Here is a 23,954-nt window from a genome sequence, read left to right as displayed (position 1 = left end):
GTCAGTGATGTCCGAAATAGGCGGCCTGCACGGCCGGATCGGCCCGCACCATGGCGGGCGGCCCCTCGGCGAGCTTGCGGCCCTGATGCATGACGACGACATGGTCCGAGAGGTCCATGACGAGCCCGATATCGTGCTCGATCAGCAGCACGCTGACATCGCGGCTGAGCTCGCGCACCAGCTTGGCGGTGTCGGCCGTGTCGGCATGGCTCATGCCCTGCGTCGGCTCGTCGAGCAGCAGGATCTTCGGCTCCGACGCCAGGCAGACCGCGATCTCGAGCCGGCGCTGGTCACCGTGCGAGAGATTGCCGGCGAGCTCATCGCGCTTGTGACCGAGCTGGAAGCGCTCGAGCATCTCGTCGGTCTTGGCGAGCGCCCGGGTCGAGCGGGCGAGCGGCAGGAAGGCGCGGGCCTTGGGCTCCAGCACCTGCGCCGCCATGCGCAGATTCTCCGCCACCGTCAGCTCGAAAAACAGGTTGGTGATCTGGAACGAGCGCGACAGCCCGGCCGCCTTGGTGCGCGACGGCGAGGCGCCGGTCATGTCGACGCCGTCGATCAGGAGCTGGCCGGATTTCGGCTTGAGCGCGCCGCTGATCAGGTTGAACAGCGTCGACTTGCCGGCGCCGTTCGGCCCGATCACCGTGGTGATCCGGTTGCGCTCTGCGCTGACGCTGACCTTGTCGACCGCCTTCAGGCCGCCGAAGGCGATGCCGAGCTCGCGGGTTTCGAGGACGGGACCGGTCATGGCTTGGCACTCCCCGCTTCGAGCCGGGCCGGGGCAAAGGACGGCGCGACCGGCTTTCGCGCACCGGCGAGCAGGCGCGCCTCGATGCGCGGCCGGATGAACCCGACCAGCCCCTTGGGCAGGAACATCACGCAGACCATGAAGATCAGGCCGATCACGATGAGATGGTGCTCGGTCCAGCTGCCGATGATCGACTTCAGCAGGACGAGCAGGACCGAACCGTAGATCGCGCCGATCAGCGTGCCGACGCCGCCGAGGATGACCGAGATCACCGCATTGCCGGAGGTCGCGAAGAACATAAGCTCGGGCGAGACGAAGCCGCGCAGCATCGGGTAGAGCGCGCCCGAGAGCCCGGCGATCAGCCCGGCCAGCACATAGGAGAACATCCGCGCCCGCCAGACCGAATAGCCGAGGAAGGGCACGCGCTTCTCATTGGCCTTGAGCGCGGTCAGCACCCGGCCGAACGGCGTGTCGAGCAGATAGGCGGTGAGCCCGTACAGCCCCATGATGATCGCGAGCACGATCAGGAAGAAGCCGACCGGGTTGCCGGCCGAGACCGAAACCGGGCCGAAGCCGATCTCGATGACGGGAATGCCGATCATGCCGTCGGAAGCGCCGAGCTCGCGGGTGTTGTAGACGACCTTGGCGACGACCTGCGCGAGGCCGAAGGTGATCAGCGCGAAATAGACGCCGCGCACCCGGTTGGCGATCAGGCCGCCGATGATCGAGGCGACGAGCGTCGCCCCGCCTGCCGCCGCCATGGCGAGCCAGAAGGACGGCACCTTCAGCAGGGTCAGCGCCGAGACATAGGCGCCGATGCCGAAATAGAGCGCCTGCCCCAGCGAGAGCGCGCCGGAATAGCCGAGCAGCAGGTCGACCGAGAGGGCGAGCCCCGCAAAGATCAGCGCCTCCGTGCCGAGGCGAAGATAGAAGGTGTCGCCGCTGGCGGCGCCGATCGCGGCGAGCGCGAGCGCGGCAGCGACGAAGACCAGGGCGAGCAGATGGCTCGCGCGCATCGACAAAGTCAGCCGGTCACGCATGGCCGAGCCTCCCGAACAGGCCCTGCGGGCGGAAAACGAGGAAGGCGACCATGGTCCCGAACACGATCGGATCGGTCCAGACCGGCGAGATCACCAGGCTGGCCAACGCCTGCACCTGCGTCAGGAGCAGGCCGGCGACGACGGCGCCCCAGATCGAGCCCATGCCGCCGACGATGACGACGGTGAAGGCGAGCAGGATGAAATCGCGCCCCATGGTGGGGAACACCGAATAGATCGGCGCGAGCAGGACGCCGGCGAGGCCGGCGAGCGCGACGCCGAAGGCGAAGGTGCCGGCATAGACCAGCGCTACCGGCACGCCGAGCGAAGCCGCCATGTTGCGGTCGAAGGCGGCTGCCCGGACCATCGCGCCGAGACGGGTGCGATAAACGACATAGGCGACGGCGCTGACGATCGCCGCGCCGACCACGATCAGGAAGAGCCGGTAGTTCGGCACGATGATGCCGGCGAGCTCGGTCGCGCCGGGGATCGGCGTCGGCGGCCGCTGGGTGTTGGGCCCGAAGGCGACCTTGAGCAGATCCTCGACCACGAGCGCGAGGCCGAAGGTGACGAGCAGCGTGGTGACGTGCCGATCCCGGCTGTCGAAGACCGGCCGGATCAGCAGGCGCTCTGCCGCCATGCCGAGCGGCACCATCAGGACCGGCACCAGCACGAGCAGGAACCAGAAACTGATCCCGGCTGCGCCCAGAGCGAGAGCGGCATAGGCGCCGATGGCGTAGAACTCGCCATGGCTCATGTTGATGACGTCGAGCATGCCGAAGATGATCGTCAGCCCGAGGGCGACCAGCACCACGGCGACCCCGAGCGCGAGCCCGTTGACGACCTGCGGCGCCAGCACGAATTGGAGGTAGTCGAGGGCATTCATGTCATGTGCTTTCGCGAGGGCGGTGTGACCCCTCCCCTGTGAAGGGAGGGGTCGGCGCCTGTCCTCAGAACCTTGTGCAGGCGTCGGGGCCGATCGCCTTGTCGGCGTCGACCTTGTCGATGATGTCGAACTTGCCCTTGGCGACGCGCACCACATACATCGGCTGCATCGCCTGATGATCGCCGGCGCGGATGGTCTTGGCGCCCTGCGGCGTCTGCCAGCTCAGCCCGCGCAGCGCCTCCCGCACCTTGTCGGTCTCGGTCGAGCCCGCCTTCTCGACAGCGGCCTTATAGGCGAAGAGCAGGCCGTAGCTGTCGGCGCCGTAAAGATCGGGATCGGCCTTGTTGGCCGCGCGGAAGGCTGCGACGAACGCCTTGTTCTCCGGTGTGTCGATCTGCGGGGAATAGCCGACGCCGGTGGCGAAGCCCTCGGCCGCCTGGCCGATCGCGCCGATGTTCTGCGAAGTCACGGTGCCGGAAGCGCCGACGACCTGCAGATTGGTGAGCAGGCCGAAATCCTGCAGCTGGGTCAGCAGCCTGACCGTGTCGTTGCCGGCGACGGAGGTGTAGAGCACCTGCGGCCGCGAAGCGCGAATCTGGCCGAAATACTGGGTGTAGTCCTTGGAATCGAGCGGCGCGAACACCTCGCCGCCGGTCGGCGCACCGGATTTCTCGGCGCTGCTCTTGAAAGCGGCGACGGTCGAGCGGCCCATCTCATAGTCGGGGCCAAGATAATAGACCTTGGCCTTCGGCTTCTCCTTGGCGAGCCAGGCGGCGAGCGCGACCGATTGCTGCTCGGCGCGCGCGTTCACGCGGAACATGTTCGGCGAGCATTTGTCGGTGGTGATCGAGTCGGCGAAGGAGACCGTCGTCGCCGCGAGCTTGGCGTTGCGCTCGGCCAGCTGGGCGACGGCGAGCGTCGAGCCGGAATTGACCGTGCCGGTGAGGAAGTCGACCTTCTCGACCTGGAACAGCTTCTCGGCCTTCTGCACGGCGACGGCCGGGTTAGCCTCCTCGTCCTCGAAGACCAGGCTGACCTGCCTGCCGGCGATGCCGCCCCCTGCGTTGATCTCCTTGGTGGCGAGCTCCAGGCCCCAGCGCACCTGCTGGCCGATCGGGGTATAGGTGCCCGAGAGCGGCGTGACGACGCCGATCTTGATCGGGCCGCTCTGAGCGAGCGCACCGTCGGTGAGCGCCGTCGCAGCGAGCAGCCCGGCGGCGACAGTGAGATATCCGGTCGTCTTCATGATCGTTCCCTCGGTTCTGGTTGTTGTTCTGCGGTGTCGATCGGGCGAACCCGCGCGGGCATGCCCGTGCAGGTCATTTGCCGGCTCAGCGGCCAGTGAACTGCGGCGCGCGCTTAGCGTGGAAGGCCTCGACGCCTTCGCGGAAATCGTCGGACTGGCGCAGGCGGCTATAGCAGTGCCCTTCCAGCTCGATCGCGATCGCCAGCGTCGAATCCTCGGTGTCGTTGAGCAGCTTCTTGGCCGTGCGCTGGGCGATCGGCGAGAACGAGCGCAGCTCGTCGACCAGGCGGTCGGTCGCGGCCTCGAGCTCCCCGTCCGGAACGCATTCGGTGGCGATGCCCCAGTCGAGCGCCTGCTGGCCCGAGATGCGCTTGGAGCGCATCACGATGTCCTTGGTCCGGGTGATGCCGACGATCTTCTGCAGGCGGGCCGAGCCGCCCGAGCCGGGAATCTGTCCGAGCTTCTGCTCCGGCAGCGCGTATTGGCAGGTTTCCGAGACGATGCGGAAGTCGCAGGCGAGCGAGATCTCGAAGCCGACGCCGAAGGTGTAGCCGCGGTTGGCGACGATCACCGGCTTGGCGCAGCGCGCCGGGGCGGCGATGTTCCAGGCGAGCTTGGAGACGTGCTCGGGCGAAGCCTCCAGGAAGCCCTTGATATAGCCGCCGGAGGAGAAGTGCTCGCCGACGGCGCGCAGCACGATGATGCGCACGCGATCGTCCTCGTCGAGCGCCTCGAACACCTTGCGCAGCTGGTCGCGCTGGGCCATCGCCACCGTGTTCATCGGCGGCCGGTCGAGGATGACGTCGGCGCGTTCGCGGGCGGAATCGATCTCGACGCGGAAACCGTCGAGACCGGTGAGGCTGGCGTGGATCGGGGTGACTGCGTTCATGGCTTTGGCTCTCGGTTTCAGAGTTGGGATCATTCGGCGGCGAGATCGGGTCGCTCGGGCTCGTACTCGCCGGCGACGAGCTGGCGGCGCAGCAGCTTGCCGACCGGCGATTTCGGGATCGCCTTGACGAACTCGTAGCAGCGCGGACGCTTGAAATTGGCGAGGCCGGAGACCTTGCAGTGCCGGTCGAGCTCCTCGGCTGATACGGCCGAGGCGCGCTGCACGAAGGCGACGACGATCTTGCCCCAGCGCTCGTCGGGGAGGCCGACCACGGCCACCTCCGACACGGCCGGATGCAGCGACAGGCAGCTCTCGATGTCGACCGGCGAGACGTTCTCGCCGCCGGTGATGATCATGTCGTCGACGCGGCCGGTGACGAAGAGGTCGCCGTCCTCGTCGAAATAGCCGGTGTCGCCGGTGAAGTACCAACCGTCGCGCAGCGACTTGGCGTCGGCCTCGGGCCGGCGCCAGTAGCCTTCGAAGGCCTCGTCGCTGGCGGCAAGCGCGATGATCTCGCCTTCCTCGCCGGGCCGGGCCAGCTCCGCGGCCGAGGCCGCTCCGAGACGGACCACGCGGATGAGCTGGTTGAGCCCCGCCTTGCCGGCGCAGCCCGGCTTCGCCGCGGCATTCTGGTCGATGGTGAAGGTGTAGATTTCCGACGAGCCGTAGTGGTTGACGAAGAGCTCGGGCCTGAACGCCTCGGTCAGCTTGCCGAGCAGACCGTCGGTCATCGGCGCGCCGGCGAAGCCAAGCTTGCGGACCGAGGAGACGTCGCTCACGGCAAAGCGCGGGTGATGGACGACGTCGTGATAGAGCGTCGGCACGAGATAGAGATTGCTGACGCGCTCGGCCTCGATGAGCTCCAGCGCCCGCGCCGCATCGAAGCGCGGCAGGCAGACGAAGCTGCCGCCGATCAGCGACATCGCCAGCAGCGAGCGCACCCCCATCGTGTGATAGAGCGGCATGACGCCGAGCGTGCATTCGCCGCTGCCGTAGAGGTTCTGCGCGACATGGGCGAGCGCGGCCATGCGCTCGGCGCGGTGCCGCCGCGGCACGCCCTTGGGCTTGGCCGTGGTGCCGGAGGTGTAGAGCATCAGCGACCAGTCTCCGGCGCCGGCGCGGGGCGTCGCGGTCGGCGCCTCCACGGCGATCATCTCACCGAAGCTGAAGTCTGCAGGCCCGGCATCGCTGCCGACCGCGATCAGCGGCAAGCCGGCGGCAAGCGCGCTCTCGGCCATGGCGTCGGCGGAGACGGCTTCGAAGGCGATCGCTTTGGCGCCGGCATTCTCCAGCACGAAGTCGATCTCATCCGGCTTCGCCCGCCAGTTGATCGGCGTCATGATCAGACCGGCGAACTGGCAGGCCCAATGCAGGCTCGCCGCCTCCCAGCGGTTCTGCATGATGGTGACGAAATGGTCGCCGGGCTTGAGCCCGATGCCGTCGAAGGCGGCGACGAGCGAGGAGATCCGCGCCAGCCATTGTGAATAGCTCAGGCGGACCTCGCCATCGACGATGGCGAGTGCGTCGGGGGTACGCGCCACGCTGGCGGTGAAGCTGGTCCCGAGGTCAAACATCGAGGGGCTCCGCGGCAGTGGACTGAGATGCCTGGCGCAGCAGGGCAGCGGCCTCGCGCCCGGCGGCGATGATCGGGGTGTAGCCGGTGCAGCGGCAGAGATGCCCGCCGACGACCTCGCGCAGCGCGTGCTCGCTCGGCTCCGGCTGCTCGCGCAGGAAGGCCTCGAGCGAGATCAGGATGCCGGCGGTGCAGAAGCCGCACTGCAATGCGTGGTGGCGCCGGAAGGCGGCCTGCAGCACCGAGAGGCGGTCCTGTGCGGGCGCCAGCCCCTCGATCGTGGTGACCTCCCGGCCTTCGAGCTGGACGGCGAGCGTCAGGCAGGCGCGCGCCGGCGCCCCGTCGATCAGGACGGTGCAGGCGCCGCAGGCGCCGTGCTCGCAGCCGACATGGGTGCCGGTCGCGCCGAGGCCGTGGCGCAGCGCGTCGGTCGCGAGCAGGCGTGGCTCGGCCTCGACCACGACGGGCTTGCCGTTCAGCGTGAAGCCGACGCGGTGGCGGTTGGCGGCGCTCAGGCGAGGCATCGGCCGGCCTCCTCGATCGTGCGGCGGCCGAGCGTGCGGACGAGGTCGCGGCGCAGCCTGGCGCTGGCGTGCAGGTCCTCGCGGGCGTCGAGCTCCCAGGCGAAGGCGTTGAGCGCGTCGTCGAGCGCCGAACCGTCCAGGCGCGGCCAGCTCCGGCGCTCAGGCTTGTCGGCGACACCGGCGACCGCGAGATGAATCTGCGCGGCCTCGACCATCGCCGCACAGCCGACGATGGCGAAGTCGCCATGCCGGCGCGCCACCTCCTCGAAGGCATAGCCGGTGCCGGGCCGGGCAGCCGGAAAGGCGACGGCCTCAATCAGCTCGTCATCGGCCCTCTGCGTCACCATCATGCCGGAGAAGAAGTCGGCCGCCTTGAGCACCCGGCGCTTGCGGCGCGAGCGCAGGCGGATCTCACCATCGAGCGCGACCAGGCAGAGCGGGATTTCGGCGCTGGGATCGGCATGGGCGGCCGAGCCGCAGACCGTTCCGCGCGCCCGGGTCTGGTAGTGACCGAGCCAGGGCAAGGCGGCGGCCAGCAGCGGCTGTTCGCTCGCCAGGCCCGGCCGCTGCAACAGCGCCGCCTGCCGAACGCCACCCGGCACCACGATCATCCCGCCCTCACGCCGGACCTCACCGAGCCCGGCGACGCCCATGATGTCGACGAGCAGAGCGGGCTTGGCGAGGCGCATGTTCAGCATCGGCAATAGCGACTGGCCGCCGGCGATGATGCGCGCCTCGGAGCCATGCTCGGCGAGCGCCGCCAGCGCCTCGTCGAGGCTGCCAGCGCGCAGATAGTCGAAGGGCGCGGGCTTCATGCGCGCCTCCCGAACAGGCGGGCGAGCAGGCCGGGTTTGCCGGGCGACGCCTTGCGCGCCAGCGCCGCGAAGAACTGGCCGATGATCGCCTTCGCCGCGCCGTCGAGCAGGCGCCCGCCGATCGCCGCGACCTTGCCGCCGACCGCTGCCTCATAGGCATAGGCGATCACGGTGCCACCTTTGCCGTCCGGCGTCAGCGTCACGCGGCCGAAGCCGCCACCGGTGCCGAGCGCTCCCGAGATCGAGCCGGTCAATGTCGCGGCCTGGGGCTCATCGAGGTCTTCGAGCCTGATCTCGGCCTTGTAGCGTCCCTTCACCGGGCCGACACCGAGCGTGACATCGGCCTTGAAATGCGTCTCGGAGAGCTTCTGCACGCCATGGCAGCCGGGAGTGATCGAGGCCAGCGTGTCGACGTCGAGCAGCATCGCCCAGATCGCCTCGGGCGCGGCACCAACCCTGGCCTCGCCTTCGCCGCGCAGGCTGCGGTCGCCCGGCCTGGCGGCAGGCGCTGCGGCGCGGCTCGTCGCCGGCCGGGTCGGTTCGGGTTCGGCGGCGAGTGCCGCAAGCCTGGCGGGTGTCAGCGGCAGGGCGATGTCGGAGACCCCGAGCGCATCAGCGACCGCATTTGCCAGGCAGACCGGCGTCGACATGCAGTTGCCCTCGCCGACACCCTTGGTTCCGAGCGGCGTGAAGGGCGACGGCGTCTCGATGTGCAGGATCTCGATATCCGGCGTCTCGGTCGCGGTCGGCAGCAGGTAGTCGGCGAAGGTGCCGGTCAGGAAGGCGCCGTCCTCGGCATAGGCGAGCTCCTCGTAGAAGGTCGCGCCGAGAGCCTGGGCGAAGCCTCCGCGGATCTGGCCCTCGACCATGCCGGGATGCAGCACCCGCCCGCAATCATGCATGGTGACGTAGCGGTCGATCCGGACCTTGCCGCTGCTCGGATCGACCTCGACGCCGGCCATGTCGAAGATGAAGCCATGGCAGAGCGAGGAATTGATCTCGTCGCCCTCGCTCGGCGCAGTGAGCTGCGGCGGCGTCCAGAAGGCGGTGTCGCGGATCGTCTGGTCGACGCCATCGGGCAACAGCGCCGGCGACCAATGGCAGAGCGCCGCGATCCGGCCGAACGGGATGGTCTTGTCCGGGTTGCCCTTGGCGAAGACCGCGCCGCCAGCAAAGCCGATCTGCCCGGGCTCGGCCTTGAGCTGGTCCGCAGCGATCAAGGCGAGCTTGTCGCGCAGGCGGGTCGCAGCGAGATGGGCGGCGCCGGCCACCGCCGCGGCAAAGCGGCTGGAATAGTTGCCGGAGGCGATCGACCAGGCGTCCTTGCCGGTGTCGAGATCGGCGACGACCCTGATGTCGCGATGCGGCAGGCCGAAGATGTCGGCGACGACCTGCGCCAGCACGGTGCGATGGCCCTGGCCCTGCGGCGTCGAGGCGACATGGACGCTGACCGAGCCGACCGGGTCGATCGAGACCGTCGCCGTCGCCTGCGCGCCGTTCTTCGGCCCGGCCTTGCGCCGCTCCTCGGCGGTCAGCACGGTGGTGATGTAGCCCATGTTCGAGACGCTGGGCTCGACAACAGCGGCTAAGCCGATGCCGTAGCGCCTGCCGGCGGCCCGCGCTGCGTTGCGGCGCTGCTCGAGCTCGGCGAGACGGCCGGCGACGGCCTGCTCGATAGCCGCCTGATAGTCGCCGGAATCGTAGAGCGCGCCGGTCGCGGTGCGATACGGGAAGGCGCCGGCCGGGATCAGGTTCCGACGGATGACGTCGAGCGGATCGAGCTGCAGTTCGACGGCGATGCGCTGCATCAGCCGCTCCAGCGCGAAATAGACCTGCGGGCCGCCGAAACCGCGCACCAGCCCGGTCGGTGCCTTGTTGGTCAGCACCACGCGGTTGCGCATCGCGACATGCCGGATGTCGTAGGCGCCGGTCATGTTGCCGTGCATCCGGTAGAGCGTGGCCGGCTCCGGCGCACGAGGATAGGCGCCGCAATCCTCGATCTGGTCCCAGTCGAGCGCGCTGATCCGCCCCTGCGCCGACACGGCCGCCTTGAGCGTGGTGACACGGTTGGTCGCCGCCACCGCCGCGCCGAGATGCTCGAGCCGGTCCTCGATCCATTTCACCGGTCGCCCGGCGATCCGCGCGGCGACGCCGATCAGGACGGCATAGGGCGCGACGCCCTGCTTGACGCCGAAGCTGCCGCCGGAGTCCGGCGGCATGCGCAAACGCAGGCGGTTGCCGGGAACCTTCAGCGCGCGCGCCAGCACGGTGTGGATGCTGAACGGGCCCTGGAAATTGGCGAGGATGTCGTAGACGCCCTCATGCGGATCGTACTCGGCGACGACGCCGAAGGTCTCCATCGGCGCGCCGGTATTGCGCGGATAGGCGATGCTGACCGAGATCGTGTGCGCGGCTGCGGCGAAGGCGGGCTCGGGCTCGCCATAGCGGAAGCGGCGATCGCTGACGAGGTTGGCGCCGGCCTTCTCGTGGAGGATGGGCGCCTCCTCCGCCATGCTGGCGACGGGATCGACGACCGCTTGCAGCGGCTGGTACGTCACCTCGATCGCGTCCAGCGCATCCTCGGCGAGATAGCGGTTCTCGGCGACCGCGATCGCGACGGGCTCGCCGACATAGCGCACGCGCTCGACCGCCATCGGCCAGTTCTCCGCGGCGATCTTCAGTCCGGCGACCATCGGCGTGGTCAGCCTGGCAAGATCGCGTCCCGTGACGATCGCCACCACGCCCGGCAGCGCGGCGGCGGCCCCGGTCCCGATCGAGAGGATGTCCGCATGGGCGTGCGGCGAGCGCAGGATCGCGGCGTGCAGCGTGCCTGGCCTGATGCCGAGGTCATCGATGAAACGTCCGCGACCGGTCAGCAGGGCGGCGTCCTCGACGCGCTCCACGGACTGGCCCGTCCAGGAAATGGTTTCAGCCTTCACCGGCGTTCGGCTCCCGTGAGGCGCTCTTACGGAGGCGCCTCACGGGAAGGTTCGGTCATCGGCCGGCCAGGTTCGATCCCGCTCAGTCTCGGGACTTACCGAATAGTCTCAAATTCGAAGAAAATGCCTCAGCGACCGAGGCGCGCCACGCTGCGGAACTCGCTCGGCGCCACCGAGCAATGGTCGCGGAAGAAGCGCGTGAAGTGCGCCGGCGCGCTGAAGCCGAGCCGGTCGCCGATCGCGCTGAAGCTCTCCTCGCCGTCGACGACGGCGCCGACCGCGAGCTCGACCTTCAGTACGTTGAGGAAGACATGCGGCGTCACGCCGGTCGAGGTCTCGAACATCCGAAAGAAATGCGCCCGCGACAGGCCGGCCTCGCTCGCCAGCCGCTCGATCGAGAGCGGCGCGGCCGGATTGGAGCGCATCAGCAGAATCGCCCGACGCACCCGGAAATCGACCGCACTGGAACGCGCGATCTCGCGCAGCGAGGCGCCGATCGAGCGCCAGGGCGTGAAGCGCTCGATCACGGCGATCATCAGTTCCGACAGCAACTCCTCCTGACGGCGGCTGGCGCCGGGCTCGTGCACCATCTCGGCGGCAAGATCGAGCGCGGTCTGGCGGATATGGGCGCTGACTTCGCCCGCCGAGTGCTCGAAGAAGCCGGGCGAACCGCTCGCCGCCCAGTTCGGCCGAAAGCTGCGCAGCCACTCCGGCTCGATATAGAGCGCCAGGATCAGGGCGTTCCTGCGCGAGGGGTCATGGACATAGGCATGCGTCTCCCAGGCATTGACCAGCACGGCGAGATCGTCGGTCAGCGGGGCGACATGATCCCCGACCAGGAACTGCGTATCGTCGCCGTCGACCTTGAGCAGCACATGGCAATGCGGATGCGCGTGCCGGACGAGGCTGCGATCCATGTCGAGCAGCGCCACCCGGCCGAAAGCTCCGTGCGCGATGCGCAGGGCATCCGACATGCCGTTTCCTCACCCGGTATCGTGTCGTAGGGCGGCCAGCCGCCAGAGGCCGGGATATTGGACGGCAGCCGGCCGTCTTTCAAGGCGGACCCGACCAACCGCATTGTCGCGGGTGGCGTAGCCTCACACCCAGCCGCCGTCGACGACATAATGCTGGTTGGTGCAGGCGCCCGCTTCTTCCGAAGCGAAGAACAGCGTCGCGCGCGCAATGTCCTCCGGCACCAGCCGGCGCTTCAGGCACTGGCGCCGCATCAGCTCGGCCTCGCTCTCCGGCGTCAGCCACAGGTCGATCTGGCGCTGCGTCATGATCCAGCCCGGCGCGATCGCGTTGACGCGGATATTGTGCTCGCCGAAATCGCGCGCCAGCGAGCGCGTCAGCCCGAGCACGGCCGATTTCGCCGCCGTATAGGCCGGCATGCCGCCCTGGCCTATCATCCAGGAGGTCGAGCCGAAATTGACGATCGCGCCGCCCTTCTTCGCGATCATGTCGGGCAGGACCGCCTGCGCCGCGAAGAACTGGTGCTTCAGGTTCACCGCCATGCGCTCGTCCCAGTATTCGGGCGTCACGTCCAGCGCATCATGGCGCTCGTCATGGGCGGCATTGTTGATGAGGATGTCGACCGGACCGAGCGTCTCCCGGATCGCGCCGATCGCCTGGCGCAGCGCGGCGATATCGGTCAGGTCCGCACGCTCGAAATGGACGCTCGCACCAGCGGCAGCGAGTTCCGCCGCAATGGCGCGGGACTCAGCCTCCTTCAGGTCGATGAAGCCGACCTTCGCGCCCTGCCGGACGAAGGCGCGAACGATTGCCTCGCCGATGCCGGAGCCACCGCCCGTGACCAGCACCACCTTGCCCTCGAGATCGGGATAAATCGCACCCGCCAAGACCGCCTCCTTCGTCATCGCCGCATCAAGGTCGCAGCGTCCGGCTCCGAATAACATCAAAATTTGAGTTGCGCACCTCAAATCCTGAGCTTACGGTTCGAACCATCAACGGCCCGTCAGCGGCCGACACACGGGAGGACCCTCATGGCTCGTTTCAAAGCCCTGCTCGTCGGCGCCGTCGCCCTCGCCGTCAGCGCAGGCTCTGTCTTCGCCCAGACTACGGTCAAATGGCTGCACATCGAGGCCAATCCCGTCGTCGTGAAGCTCTGGGAAGAGGTGGCGCGCGATTTCGAGGCGAAGAACCCCGGCGTGAAGGTCGAGATGCAATATCTCGAAAACGAGGCCTACAAGGCCAAGGCGCCGACGCTGCTGCAGTCCAGGGACCGGCCCCACATCATCTACAGCTGGGCCGGCGGCGTGCTGAAGTCGCAGGCCGAGGCCGGGGTCCTTGAGGATATCACCCCGGCGATGCAGGGCTACAAGGACAATCTCTCCGCGAGTGCGGTCGACGCCTTCACGGTCGACGGCAAGATCTACGGCGTCCCCTACGGCGTCTCGCAGGTCGGCTTCATGGCCAACAAGGACCTGCTGGCCAAGGCCGGCGTCGATGCCGGCAAGATCGTGACCTATGACGACCTCCTCGACGCGGTGAAGAAGCTCAAGGCCGCCGGCATCACGCCGCTCGCGGTCGGCGGCGCCGACAAATGGCCTGTGCATTTCTACTGGACCAACCTGGCCATGCGCCTCGGCGGCAAGGCTGCGATCCAGGCGGCGCTGAAGGGGCAGGACGGCGGCTTCGAGGGCGAAACCTTCCAGAAGTCGGGCGAGCTCTTCAAGCAGCTCGTCGATCTCCAGCCTTTCCAGAACGGTTTCCTCGGCTTCAAGAGCCAGCAGGCGATCGGCCATTTCGGCGATGGCAAGGCGGCGATGCTGCTCGCCATCTCCAGCTTCTACCACACTCAGAAGGTCTTCGCGGTCGACAAGGCCGGCATCCCCGACGACAAGCTCGCCTGGATCAACTTCCCCACCGTCCCGGGCGGCAAAGGACAGCCGAGCGACACGCTGGGCGGCATCAATGGCTGGCTCGTCACCAAGGGCGCCCCGAAGGAGGCCGTCGCCTTCCTGAAGCACTTCGTCAGCGCCGAGCCGCAGAAGCGCCTCGCGGCCGGCAACTTTATCGTGCCTGTCTACAAGGGCGCCGAAGCGGGACTGGGCAGCGCCTTCATGCGCAACATCGCCCAGAACATCGCCAGTTCGAGCTATCACCAGAACTTCTACGACCAGGATCTCGGCCCCTCCGTCGGCCGCGTCGTCAACGACGCGACCACCGAGATCGCCGCCGGCACGATGACGCCGAAGCAGGCGGCCAAGGCGATCCAGGACGCCTTCCGCCAGGGCAACTGACGACCAGCCAGTCGGGGGACATCGCTCGTCCCCCATCGATCGAAGCGCGAGACGGCGGGTCGATCCCGCCGGCCGACCTCTCCTGCCCGTTCACATCGCGAGGTGATCATGGCTGCGCTCGCCGGACGCAGAGTCGCCGATATCGGCAAGCTCTCGACGATCCTGCTGTTCCTGCCGCCGGCGCTCCTGCTGTTCACGCTGTTCGTGGTGCTGCCGGTCGGCGAGGCCGCCTGGTATTCGGGCTTCAACTGGAACGGCTTCGGCAGGCCCACCAACTGGATCGGCCTCGACAATTACCGCTTCGTCTTCGACAACCGCGCTTTCGGCACCGCCTTCAAGAACAACCTGCTGATCATCGTCGTCTCGCTGGTGATCCAGCTGCCGCTGGCGCTCTCGCTCGCGATCATCCTGGCCGACCGCTTCCGCGGCTCGGTGGCGCTCAGGATGGTGTTCTTCCTGCCCTATATCCTGGCGGAGATCGCCACCGGCCTGATCTTCAGCTTCGTCTATGACGGCGATTACGGCCTGCTGGCGGCGATCTACAAGAGCTTCGGGGCAGAAGCGCCGCATCTGCTGGCGAGCCCGCAGACCGCCTTCGCCGCCATCCTCGTCGTCGTCGTATGGAAATATTTCGGCTTCCACATGATGCTGTTCATCGCGGCATTGCAGACCATCGACCGCTCCATGCTGGAGGCGGCGCGGATCGACGGCGCCAGCCGCTGGCAGAGCCTGCGCTATGTCGTCATCCCCGCCCTGGCGCCGACCATTCGCCTCTCGGTCTTCTTCGCCATCGTCGGCTCGCTGCAGCTCTTCGACCTGGTGATGCCGCTGACGCGCGGCGGCCCCTCCGACTCCTCCCACACCATGGTGAGCTTCCTCTACACCTTCGGCATCACCCGCATGCGCGTCGGCTTCGGCAGCGCCGTCGGCGTGATCCTGTTCCTGATCTGCGTGGTGTTCGCCTTCACCTACAAGCGCTGGATCATGCGCGATGAGTGAGCCCGCCTCCTCCGCCCCCTTCAGCGACGACGGTTTCAGCCCGGCGGCGGTCGGCAAGGCGCTCTATCTGGCGGCCATCGTCCTGTTCGTGATGACGCCGCTCATCGCCACGGTCCTCGGCGGCTTCAAGTCGCTCGGCGAATTGCGCACCAACCCGTTTGGCCTGCCGAGCGTCTGGGAATGGAGCAACTACGCCGACATCCTGCTCTCGCGGCGCTACTGGCAGCTCCTCGGCAACTCCTTCGTCATCGCGACATTGACGGTGGTGCTGACGCTGATCTGCGCGTCGATGGCCGCCTTCGTCTTCGCCCATCTGCACTTCTTCGGCCGCGACATGCTGCTGAACTACCTGACGATGGGCCTGCTCTTCCCGGCCGCCACCGCGATCCTGCCGATGTTCATCAAGGTGCGCGATCTCGGCCTGCTCGACAGCCATATGGGCGTCGTCCTGCCCCAGGTCGCCTTCGCGCTGGCAATGAGCATCCTCTTGCTGCGGCGCTTCTTCAAGGACCTGCCGACCGAGCTGCTGGAGGCCGCGCTGGTCGACGGCTGCTCCTATCCGAAGTTCTTCCGCTACGTGACGCTGCCGCTGTCGCGCCCGATCCTGGCGACGGTCGGCACCATCACCTTCGTGCACAGCTGGAACGCCTATCTGATCCCGCTGGTCATGCTGAACAGCGACCGCCTCTACCCATGGCCGCTCGGCATCATGGTCTACCAGGGCGAATACTCGACCGAGTGGCACCTGATCCTCGCCTTCATCACCCTCACCATCCTGCCCACCATCATCCTTTTCCTCTTCGCCCAGAAGCACATCGTCGCCGGCCTGACCGCCGGCGCGGTGAAGGGCTGAGCATCCGGCTATCAAGGAGCGTCACATGCGAAAGATCGGCGTCGGCATCATCGGATGCGGCAACATCTCGACGAAATACATGACGGCGATGCAGCAGTTCTCGACCATCGAATTGCGCGCCGTCGCCGACATGCGCACCGCCCCGGCCGAAGCGCGCGGCGCCGAGTTCGGCGTGCCGGCGATGCGGGTCGACCAGCTCCTGAAGCGCGACGATGTCGAGATCGTCGTCAACCTGACCGTGCCGCTGGCGCATACCGATGTCAGCCTCGCGGCCCTGCGGGCCGGCAAGCACGTCCACTCCGAGAAGCCGCTCGGCGTCAACGTGGCCGAGGCCCGCAAGGTGATGGATCTTGCGGAGGAGAAGGGCGTGCGCGTCGGCTCGGCCCCCGACACCTTCCTCGGCGGTGGCCACCAGACCGCCCGCAAGCTGATCGACGACGGCGCCATCGGCAAGGTCGTCGCCGGCAACGCCTTCTTCGGCTGCCCTGGCCATGAGCGCTGGCACCCGGCGCCCGGCTTCTACTATCTGCGCGGCGGCGGCCCGATGCTCGACATGGGCCCTTATTACATCACCGACCTCGTCAACCTGCTCGGGCCGATCGCCTCCGTCGTCGGCTTCGCGACGCGGCCCAAGGCCGAGCGCCTCGTCACCAGCCAGCCGATGAACGGCACGCTGATCCCGGTCGAGGTCGCGACCCATGTCACCGGCGTGCTCGAATTCGTCTCGGGCGCAGTGGTCTCGATCACCATGAGCTTCGACGTGCCCAAGCACCGCCACAGCCCGATCGAAATCTACGGCTCGGAGGGCAGCCTGTCCGTGCCCGACCCCAACCGCTTCGGCGGCGAAGTCCTGGTCGCCAAGGCCGGCGGCGACTGGCAGGCGCAGGCCCTCAGCCATGGCAACAGCGAGGGCGAGTTCCGCTCGATCGGCGTCGCCGACATGGCAGCGGCCCTGATCTCGGGCCGGCCGCACCGTGCCAGCGGCGCGCTGGCACTGCATGTGCTCGAAGCCATGGAAGCCTTCCAGACCGCCTCCGACGAAGGGCGGCGCGTCACGCTTGCAACCACGGTCGAGCGGCCGGCGATGCTGCCGCCCGGCCTGCCCACCGGCACTCTGGATTGAACGGGGATCGACATGACAAGGACTGCGCTCATCGTCTGGGGCGGCTGGAGCGGCCATGACCCCGACCTCTGCAGCTCGATGATCCGGGGCTGGCTGAAGGCGGAAGGCTTCGACGTGCGGGTCGAGACCGCGACCTCCGTCTTCCTCGATCCCGCGATCCGGGACTACTCGCTGATCGTGCCGATCTACACCATGTCGAAGATCGAGAAGCCGGAGGCGGCCGCCCTGTGCGAGGCGGTCGCCGGCGGCGTCGGGCTCGCCGGCCATCACGGCGGCATGGGCGACGCCTTCCGCGACGCGGTCGACTACCAGTTCATGTGCGGCGGCCAATGGGTCGCCCATCCCGGCGGCATCATCGACTACACCGTCGACATCACCCGGCCCGACGATCCGCTGATGCAGGGCATCGCCAGCTTCGAGCACCGCTCGGAGCAGTATTACATGCATGTCGACCCCGCCAACGAGGTGCTGGCGACCACGACCTTCACCGGCGAGCACGCGCCCTGGATCGACGGGGTGGTGATGCCGGTGGTCTGGCGCAAACGCTATGGCAAGGGGCGAGTGTTCTACTCCTCGCTCGGCCACCGCGCCTATGAGCTCGACGTGCCGGAGATCCGCACGATCATGACGCGGGGGCTGCTTTGGGCGGCGCGCTGATGGCTGAGGCATCGGGCTGGCCGAACGGCTGGACTTGAGGCCCCCGCCAATGCCAAAGGCCTGCGTCGCGGGCGAAGCTTGACGCCGATCCCATGGCGCAGATGCGAGGAGAGGTCGTGGAGGACGCGGTGGATCGAAGCCGGATCCCGGTCAGGCGAGCGACGCTGGAGGATGTGGCGCGCGAGGCCGGGGTCTCGCTCGCCACGGCCGACCGGGTCGTCAACCAGCGCGAGGGGGTCCGCGCCAAGACCGTCGAAAGCGTCAGGCGCGCCATCGCCAAGCTCGACTACCGGGCCAACCCGGCGGCGGCGCGGCTGGCGCGCGGCCAGTCCTTCCGCTTCGCCTTCATCCTCCCGTCCAGCACCAACGCGTTCATGGCCGGGCTGATGCAGCAGGTGCGCCGGATCAGCGACTGGCTGGAGCCGCAGAACGCCTTCGTCGACATCCTGCAGCTCGACGTCTTCGATCCCGAGGCACTGGCGAGCGGGCTTGCCGGCCTCGCCGACCATTTCCACGGCGTCGCCACGGTGGCACTCGACCATCCCAAGGTCCGCGCCGCGATCGACGATCTCGTCGCGCGCGGCGTGGCCGTGGTGACCTTGGTCTCGGACGCCCCGACCTCCCGCCGCGCCCATTATGTCGGCATCGACAATCCGGCGGCGGGGCGCACCAGTGCCTCGCTGATGGGCCGCTTCCTCGGCGGCCGCAGCGGCAAGGTCGGCGTCATCCTCGGCTCGATGTCGCTGCGCGACCATGTCGAGCGGCTCTATGGCTTCCAGCAGGTGCTCTCCGGCGACTATCCCGGGCTGACTCTCCTCCCGGTGCTGGAGGGACGCGACGAGAGCGAGCGCAACGAGGCGGCGGTCGCCGGGCTCCTCGCGGATCATCCCGACCTGATCGGGCTCTACAATATCGGCGCCGGCAACGAGGGTATCGTCACCGCCCTGGAAACCGCCGGCCGGCCGCTCGTCTTCATCGCGCATGAGCTGACCGAGGCGACACGGCGCGGGCTGCTGTCGGGCACCGTCGCGGCCGTGATCAACCAGGATCCCGGCCACGAGGCGCGCTCGGCGGCGCGCCTGCTGATGGCGGAGGTCACCGGCGAGCCGATCCTGCTCGACCAGGAACGCATCCGCATCGAGATCTTCCTGCGCGACAACATGAGCTAAGGCGACGCAGCCTCAGTCGCGGGCGTGGATGCTCTTCCAGATCGCCAGCGGCGTCGCCGGCATGTCGAGATGGCGCACGCCATGCGGCGCGAGCGCATCGACCACCGCATTCATCACCGAAGGCAGCGAGCCCGCGCAACCGGCCTCGCCGCAGCCCTTGGCGCCGACGCGGTTGGTCGCGGTCGGGACGCCCCGGCTGGCGAAGGAGAAGAACGGCACGTCCGCCGCGCGCGGCAATGCATAGTCCATGAACGAACCGGTCATCAGCTGGCCGGCCTCGTCATAGACGGTCATCTCGTAGAGCGCCTGGCCGATCCCCTGGACGACGCCGCCATGCAGCTGGCCCTCGACGATCAGCGGGTTCACCACCACCCCAAAATCGTTGACCATGACATAGCTGGCGATCTCGACCTGGCCGGTCTCAGGGTCGATCTCGACCTCGGCGATGTGACAGCCATTCGGGTAGGCCGAGGGCGCCGCCTTGAAGACATGGTCGACATCGAGGCTCTGCGGCAGGTCGGCAGGGAAGGGCGTGCCCGTCCGCAGCCGCTCGGCGAGCGCCATGATGCCGATGCTGCGGTCGGTGCCTGCGATCCTGAACTCGCCGCCGGCGAACTCGATGTCGACCGGGGCGGCCTCGAGGACATGGGCGGCGAGCAGCTTGCCCTTCTCGATCACGAGTTCGCTCGCCTCGATGATCGCCGAGCCGCTCGCCATCACCGATTTGGAGCCGCCGGTGCCGCCGCCGGCAATCAGGCGGTCGCTATCGCCCTGGACCAGGCGGATCTTGTCGAAGGGTACGCCGAGCTGGCTCGACAGGATCTGGGCGAAGGGCGTCCAGTGACCCTGCCCGTAGTCGAGCGTCCCGGTGACGATGGTGACGCTGCCATCGGCCTCGAAATGCAGGCCGCCCATCTCGTTGGTCGGCGGCGCCGTCACCTCGAGATAGCAGCCGATGCCGCGGCCGCGCAGCTTGCCGGCCTTGCGGCTCTGGCGCTGCCGCGCAGCGTAGCCCTTCCAGTCGGCGGCTTCGAGCGCCTGCGCGAAGAGGGCCGGGAAATCGCCGCTGTCATAGACGGTGCCGATCGGCGTCGTCCAAGGCAGCTGCGCCGGCTTGACCAGGTTGCGGCGCCGGAGTTCGGCGCTGTCGATCCCCATCTCCCGGGCGGCGGTATCGATCAGCCGCTCCATGAAATAATTGCCTTCGGGCCGTCCGGCACCGCGATAGGCGCCGATCGGCGGGGTGTTGGTCACGGCGCATTTCGCGAGAACCTCGACCAGCGGCGTGCGGTACATCCCGACGCTGTTCTTGCCGATGTTCAGGCTCGCCATCATCGGCCCGACCGGCGAGAGATAGCCGCCCATATTGCCGATGCCGGTGAAGCGCGTCGCCAGGAAGCGCCCGCGCGCGTCGAGCGCGAGCTCGGCCTCGAACACCATGTCGCGGCCGTGATGATCGGCGACGAAGCTCTCGGAGCGATGGTCGGTCCATTTCACCGGCTTCTTCAGCAGGCGGGCCGCGTGCAGCAGCGCGATATGCTCGGGGAAGACCGAGGCCTTCATGCCGAAGGAGCCGCCGACATGGCCGGTGACCAGCCGCATCTTCGCCGCCGGCACGCCCATCGCCGCGGCGAGATTGTTGCGCAGGCCGAAAACACCCTGGCTCGGCGCATGCAGCGTGTAGCGGCCGGCCTTGCGGTCATAGCTCGCGATCGCCGAGCGCGGCTCGATCGGGTTGACCACGACGCGGTTGTTGACGATCCGCAGCCGGGCGACATGGGCCGCCCCGGCAAAGGCAGCGGCGACCTTCCCGGCATCGCCGGACTGGTAGTCGAGGACGAGATTGCCCGGCACCTCGTCATAGAGAAGCGGCGCGCCGGGGGCGAGCGCCTCCTCGCCGGAGGTGACCGCCGGCAGGACCTCGATATCGAGCAGGACGGCCTCGGCGGCGTCCCGCGCCTGCACCGCGGTGCGGGCGACGACGATGGCCACGGGGTCGCCGGCGAAGCGGACCTTGCCGGTCGCAAGCGCCATGCGGACCGGCTTGCGCATCGGCGAGCCGTCGCGGTTGGGCAGGTCGATCTGGCAGCGCAGCGGGCCATAGCCCTGCCCTTCAAGGTCGGCGCCCGTATAGATCGCGACCACGCCCTTCATCGCCGTCGCCGCCGACGTATCGATGCCGTTGAGCAGGCCATGCGCATGCGGGCTGCGCACGAAGGCGGCGTAGAGCTGCCTGTCCAGCGACAGATCGTCGGTGTAGCGCCCCTCGCCGCGCACCAGGACAGGGTCCTCCTTGCGCGGCACCGGCTGGCCGATTCCGAACGGCGTCGAGGAAAGCTCGGCGGGAGCTGCGCGCATATTCATGACGAGGCACCACGATGGGAGGTTGGGCCGATCGACGAGCGATCCCCGCTGCAGAGCGCAGACCGGTTTGCCTGCCTGATTGTCACATGGAAGGCGGCGTGTTTGTCAAATGCGCCCGCGTAGGGGCCGACCCGCGCCATCGGCGCGCCGATCCCTGGCGAAGGCGAGACGCAGAGCCGCTGCGCTGTGCCGGAAACACGTCTCTCTCGAACTATTGTCGCCGAGGTGGCAGGGGCAGCGAACTGTTCAGTAATGGAAGGTCCAGAGCAGGCTCTCGCTCAGGCCCTTCAGCGCCTCGACCGCATCTGGGCGCTCGCGCGCCAGCGTGGTGATCAGCGCATCGGCAACGGCGAAGGCGGCAGTCGGCGAGTTCGGCAGGAAACTGTTGCGGGCGGGGGCGAAGAAGGTCATGTCCGCCAGCGGCACCAGCGGCGATGACGGGCTGTCGGTCAGGGCGACCAGGACGGCGCCGCGTTTCTTGGCGAATCTGGCGAGCTCAAGCGTGGCGCGCGAATAGCGCGGCAGCGAGATCGCGATGACGACGTCCTGGGGCCCGGCCGACAGCATGTGGCGGACGGCGCGCTCGGGCCCGCCACGCGAGGACGCAAAGACGACCTCGGCGTCGAGATAAAGCGCCAGCCCATCCTCGAGGAAGGCTCCGACATAGTGACTCGCGCCGGAGCCGGCGATGAAGATGCGGCGTGCCTTCAGCATCAGGCCGATGGCGCGGTTGACCGTCGCCTCATCGAGCGTCGCGATCGCCTCGTCGAGATTGGCGGCCTCGCCTTTCAGCGTCGTCGCCATGGTGGCGAAGACCGATCCGGCCGTGGCACGTGCGTCGGCGAGCCCCTCGACCGGACCGAGCGCAACCTTGAGCGCCGTCGACAGCGCCGTGCGGAAGTCGCCGTAGTTGCGGTAGCCGAGCGCCCGGACGAAGCGGGTCACGGTCGCGGTCGAGGTGCCGCTCTTCTCGGCCAGGCCCTCGATCGTCACCGTCGCCGAGTCGAGCGGGCTCTGCAGCACGAAGTCGGCCGCCTTGCGATGGCCCTCGCTCAAAGAGGGATAGATCCGGGCGATGCGGTTGGCGAGATCCGTCGTCGGCTTCAGGGCGCGTGACATGGCTCTTCCGGTGATTGACGTCGGATCATTTTCATGTTTGCTACCGCGTGAAAATAAAGCTGTCAAAACCATCAGCTACGGGAACGGAGACCGACCGATGCGTCAGCGCGCATTCATCACCCTTGTGCTCGGCGCCAGCATGCTAAGCGCCAGTCTGCTAAGCACTTCTGCCACGGCGCAGACGCTGCGCATCGCGCTCGCCTCCGAGCCGACCGCTGTCGATCCGCATTATCACGAGCTGACGCCCAACAATGCGCTCGCGGCCCACATCTTCGACAATCTCGTCTTGCAGGACGAAAACCAGGCGCTGAAGCCGGGCCTCGCCACCTCCTGGGAGAACGACGGCAAGAACCGCTGGACCTTCAAGCTGCGCCAGGGCGTCAAGTTCACCAACGGCCAGTCCTTCGGCGCGCAGGACGTGGTTTTCACCTTCTGCCGCACGCTGAAGAACGAGACCAAGGTCTCCGACTCCTTCGCCGACGTCACCAGCAATTTCGCCAAGGTCGAGACACCCGACGCCAGCACGCTGGTGATCGAGACCAAGGTGCCGGAACCGCTGCTGCCCAATCTGCTCTCCAGCCTGCCGATCCTCTCGGCTTCGATCGTCCAGCACGGCGAGATCAGCTACGATGTCGCCAAGAACTGCGGCGTCACCGGTCCCTGGCCGGCAGTCAGCAATTTCAACGACGGCACGATGGCGATCGGCACCGGGCCGTACAAGCTGAAGTCCTATGTCCGGGGCTCGGCGATCGAGCTCGAGCGCAACCCCGACTACTGGGGCGGCGCCCAGCCCTGGGCCACCGTGCGCTTCCTGCCGGTGACCAATGCCGGCCCGCGCCTCGCCGGCCTGCTCGCGGGCGACTATGACGTGATCGAGAACCCGGCGGCGCGCGACCTTGCCCGCATCAAGAGCGACAAGCGCTTCGGCTCGGTCATCACGCCCTCGACCCGCATCGTCTACTTCCAGCTCGACGTCGCCCGCGACGAGAGCCCCTTCGTCAAGGCCCCGGACGGCAAGAACCCGCTGAAGGATGCGCGCGTGCGCAAGGCGATGTCGCTCGCCATCGACCGCGAGGCGATCGTCAAGCGCATCATGGACGGCGCGGCCGAGCCGGCCTACCAGTACCTGCCGACCGGCATGTTCGGCACGCTGCCGAACCCGCCCAAGCTCGCCTATGACCCGGCCGCCGCCAAGAAGCTGCTGGCCGAGGCCGGCTATCCCAACGGCTTCCAGCTGACGCTGTCCTCGACCAATGACCGCTACATCAACGACAGCCAGATCACCCAGGCGGTCGCGCAGTACCTGACCCAGATCGGCATCAAGGCCGAGGTCGACGCGATGACCCGCGCGATCTACTTCCCGCGCCGCGCCAAGAAGGAATTCAGCGTCGCGATCGGCGGCTGGGGCTCGGCGACCGGCGAGGCCGCCTCCTTCCTGCGCCAGTGGCCGCCGACCCCGAACGAGGCCAAGACCCTCGGCGGCTCGAACTATGGCGGCTACAAGAACGACGAGTTCGACAAGGTGATCCGCGCCGCGGTCTCGGAGCTCGACGACAAGAAGCGCGCGGAACTGCTGCAGCAGGGGATGAAGCTGGTCCTCGACGACGGCGCCTTCATCCCGCTCCATTTCGAAAGCGGCATCTGGGCCTTCAAGTCGGAGCTTTCGGTCGCGGGCCGCGCCGACCAGTACATGCTCGCCATGTCGGTGAAGCCGGCGAAGTAAGCCGGCAAGCGCTCGCCCGAGGCTCGGTGC

20 protein-coding genes are annotated in these 23,954 nt (G+C 68.0%); 7 read left to right on the top strand and 13 right to left on the bottom strand.

Going from position 1 to position 23,954, the window contains the following annotated elements; all coding sequences use genetic code 11:
- Position 1 precedes the first annotated feature (1 nt).
- The 11 genes from BMZ21_RS25930 to BMZ21_RS25880 form a co-directional block, all read right to left on the bottom strand.
- The gene (locus BMZ21_RS25930) at positions 2-745 is read right to left on the bottom strand and encodes an ABC transporter ATP-binding protein (protein ID WP_091841644.1); all 744 of its coding nucleotides are present in this window, start codon (positions 743-745) and stop codon (positions 2-4) included.
- Entirely contained in the window at positions 742-1,785 is a 1,044-nt protein-coding gene (locus BMZ21_RS25925; RefSeq protein ID WP_091841641.1) for a branched-chain amino acid ABC transporter permease, read from the bottom strand. Before BMZ21_RS25925 ends, BMZ21_RS25930 begins: the two co-directional genes overlap by 4 nt.
- Positions 1,778-2,668 carry a branched-chain amino acid ABC transporter permease gene (locus tag BMZ21_RS25920; RefSeq protein ID WP_091841638.1) on the bottom strand — a complete coding sequence of 297 codons (891 nt, stop codon included), beginning with the start codon at positions 2,666-2,668 and terminating at the stop codon, positions 1,778-1,780. The genes BMZ21_RS25925 and BMZ21_RS25920 overlap by 8 nt, the downstream gene beginning before the upstream one ends.
- Positions 2,669-2,732: 64 nt before the next feature.
- Positions 2,733-3,914, bottom strand: coding sequence for an ABC transporter substrate-binding protein (locus BMZ21_RS25915; RefSeq protein ID WP_091841636.1), 1,182 nt, complete (start codon positions 3,912-3,914; stop codon positions 2,733-2,735).
- Between the two features lie 85 nt (positions 3,915-3,999).
- Positions 4,000-4,803: an enoyl-CoA hydratase/isomerase family protein gene (locus BMZ21_RS25910; protein ID WP_091841634.1), complete on the bottom strand. Its 804-nt coding sequence runs from the start codon at positions 4,801-4,803 to the stop codon at positions 4,000-4,002.
- A 29-nt stretch (positions 4,804-4,832) separates the two neighbouring features.
- On the bottom strand, positions 4,833-6,377 hold the full coding sequence (locus BMZ21_RS25905) for an AMP-binding protein (RefSeq protein WP_091841632.1): 1,545 nt from the start codon (positions 6,375-6,377) through the stop codon (positions 4,833-4,835).
- The gene (locus BMZ21_RS25900; RefSeq protein ID WP_091841630.1) at positions 6,370-6,900 is read right to left on the bottom strand and encodes a (2Fe-2S)-binding protein; all 531 of its coding nucleotides are present in this window, start codon (positions 6,898-6,900) and stop codon (positions 6,370-6,372) included. The genes BMZ21_RS25905 and BMZ21_RS25900 overlap by 8 nt, the downstream gene beginning before the upstream one ends.
- The gene (locus tag BMZ21_RS25895; protein WP_091841627.1) at positions 6,888-7,715 is read right to left on the bottom strand and encodes an FAD binding domain-containing protein; all 828 of its coding nucleotides are present in this window, start codon (positions 7,713-7,715) and stop codon (positions 6,888-6,890) included. Before BMZ21_RS25895 ends, BMZ21_RS25900 begins: the two co-directional genes overlap by 13 nt.
- A complete protein-coding gene (locus BMZ21_RS25890) occupies positions 7,712-10,654 on the bottom strand; it encodes a xanthine dehydrogenase family protein molybdopterin-binding subunit (RefSeq protein ID WP_091841624.1) in 2,943 nt (980 codons plus the stop codon). Before BMZ21_RS25890 ends, BMZ21_RS25895 begins: the two co-directional genes overlap by 4 nt.
- A 128-nt stretch (positions 10,655-10,782) precedes the next feature.
- Positions 10,783-11,628 carry a helix-turn-helix domain-containing protein gene (locus BMZ21_RS25885; protein WP_091841621.1) on the bottom strand — a complete coding sequence of 282 codons (846 nt, stop codon included), beginning with the start codon at positions 11,626-11,628 and terminating at the stop codon, positions 10,783-10,785.
- 123 nt (positions 11,629-11,751) lie between these two features.
- Positions 11,752-12,531 carry an SDR family NAD(P)-dependent oxidoreductase gene (locus BMZ21_RS25880; RefSeq protein ID WP_091841618.1) on the bottom strand — a complete coding sequence of 260 codons (780 nt, stop codon included), beginning with the start codon at positions 12,529-12,531 and terminating at the stop codon, positions 11,752-11,754.
- 126 nt (positions 12,532-12,657) lie between these two features.
- Between BMZ21_RS25880 and BMZ21_RS25875 the strand changes: the two genes are divergently transcribed.
- From BMZ21_RS25875 to BMZ21_RS25850, 6 genes are all read left to right on the top strand, one after another.
- The gene (locus BMZ21_RS25875; protein ID WP_091841615.1) at positions 12,658-13,917 is read left to right on the top strand and encodes an ABC transporter substrate-binding protein; all 1,260 of its coding nucleotides are present in this window, start codon (positions 12,658-12,660) and stop codon (positions 13,915-13,917) included.
- 108 nt (positions 13,918-14,025) lie between these two features.
- Entirely contained in the window at positions 14,026-14,916 is an 891-nt protein-coding gene (locus BMZ21_RS25870) for a carbohydrate ABC transporter permease (RefSeq protein ID WP_091841612.1), read from the top strand.
- Positions 14,909-15,769 carry a carbohydrate ABC transporter permease gene (locus tag BMZ21_RS25865; protein ID WP_091841609.1) on the top strand — a complete coding sequence of 287 codons (861 nt, stop codon included), beginning with the start codon at positions 14,909-14,911 and terminating at the stop codon, positions 15,767-15,769. Before BMZ21_RS25870 ends, BMZ21_RS25865 begins: the two co-directional genes overlap by 8 nt.
- A 25-nt stretch (positions 15,770-15,794) precedes the next feature.
- Complete coding sequence (locus BMZ21_RS25860; protein WP_091841606.1) at positions 15,795-16,892, top strand: Gfo/Idh/MocA family protein; 1,098 nt, start codon at positions 15,795-15,797, stop codon at positions 16,890-16,892.
- 12 nt (positions 16,893-16,904) lie between these two features.
- Complete coding sequence (locus BMZ21_RS25855) at positions 16,905-17,549, top strand: ThuA domain-containing protein (protein ID WP_091841604.1); 645 nt, start codon at positions 16,905-16,907, stop codon at positions 17,547-17,549.
- Between the two features lie 128 nt (positions 17,550-17,677).
- Positions 17,678-18,718 (top strand): LacI family DNA-binding transcriptional regulator, encoded by a 1,041-nt coding sequence (locus tag BMZ21_RS25850; protein ID WP_244544011.1) that lies wholly within the window; start codon positions 17,678-17,680, stop codon positions 18,716-18,718.
- Between the two features lie 12 nt (positions 18,719-18,730).
- Here BMZ21_RS25850 and BMZ21_RS25845 read toward each other — a convergent pair whose 3' ends face one another.
- Together BMZ21_RS25845 and BMZ21_RS25840 are read right to left on the bottom strand one after the other, a co-directional pair.
- Positions 18,731-21,082, bottom strand: a complete 2,352-nt coding sequence (locus tag BMZ21_RS25845) for a xanthine dehydrogenase family protein molybdopterin-binding subunit (RefSeq protein WP_208862371.1) — start codon at positions 21,080-21,082, stop codon at positions 18,731-18,733.
- A 246-nt stretch (positions 21,083-21,328) separates the two neighbouring features.
- Positions 21,329-22,201, bottom strand: coding sequence for a MurR/RpiR family transcriptional regulator (locus tag BMZ21_RS25840; protein ID WP_158673455.1), 873 nt, complete (start codon positions 22,199-22,201; stop codon positions 21,329-21,331).
- A gap of 97 nt (positions 22,202-22,298) precedes the next feature.
- On the opposite strand from BMZ21_RS25840, the gene BMZ21_RS25835 reads away from it, so the two are divergent.
- Positions 22,299-23,924, top strand: coding sequence for an ABC transporter substrate-binding protein (locus BMZ21_RS25835; protein WP_091841598.1), 1,626 nt, complete (start codon positions 22,299-22,301; stop codon positions 23,922-23,924).
- Positions 23,925-23,954: the final 30 nt, after the last annotated feature.

It is taken from the genome of Allobosea lupini (assembly GCF_900109525.1).
GTDB classification, from domain to species: domain Bacteria; phylum Pseudomonadota; class Alphaproteobacteria; order Rhizobiales; family Beijerinckiaceae; genus Allobosea; species Allobosea lupini.
This window is presented reverse-complemented; position numbering and strand designations above follow the sequence as displayed.